The sequence below is a fragment of the Pseudomonas sp. AMR01 genome (assembly GCF_041946035.1).
In the GTDB taxonomy this organism is placed as follows: domain Bacteria; phylum Pseudomonadota; class Gammaproteobacteria; order Pseudomonadales; family Pseudomonadaceae; genus Aquipseudomonas; species Aquipseudomonas antarctica_B.
Window position 1 is genome coordinate 1 of the sequence record NZ_JAUTYR010000142.1, and the last position, 576, is coordinate 576.

A 576-nucleotide genomic window follows, 5' to 3' on the forward strand; every position below is an offset into this window, starting at 1 on the left:
AACCTATCACATAGAGAGTGACAATATTTCTCAGAGGATTGATTTTAAATCCTTGTGCTAGGGGGGAATAATTTAGAAACTTTCACGAAGCTCTACTTTGAGGAACTTTTGAATGGCCACATCCCCAAAAATCATGCTTGTAGCATCATGTGGAGGGCACTGGGTCCAGTTATTGCGCATGCGTAAGACATGGAATGGGCTACAGGTAGTCTATGTGAGCACAGATGGAGGGCTGGCCGATATTGTGAAATCTTTGGCGAAAAAGGAAGGTAACCCGCTTCCAGAATTTGAAGCGGTTACGGATGCCAATCTCTCTGAAAAAATTCTCCTTATTCGGCAATTTATTGAGATGTTTTTTATTGTATGGCGGCACCGCCCTGAGGTGATCATCACAACAGGAGCGGCACCCGGTTATTTTGCCCTTCGGTGTGGTAAGCTTTTCGGGGCCAGAACGGTTTGGGTTGATAGCATCGCCAATGCAGAGAGACTCTCAAAGTCCGGTAAGGAAGTGAGGAAATATGCGGACCTGTGGCTCACACAGTGGGAGCATCTCGCGCGCCCAGAGGGGCCACATTT

General features: G+C 47.4%; 1 protein-coding gene. It reads left to right on the forward strand.

The window, feature by feature from the left end:
- Positions 1-112: 112 nt before the first annotated feature.
- Positions 113-576 (forward strand): hypothetical protein (locus tag Q7C20_RS26940; RefSeq protein ID WP_375071216.1); only part of this gene is annotated, 464 nt, incomplete at its 3' end.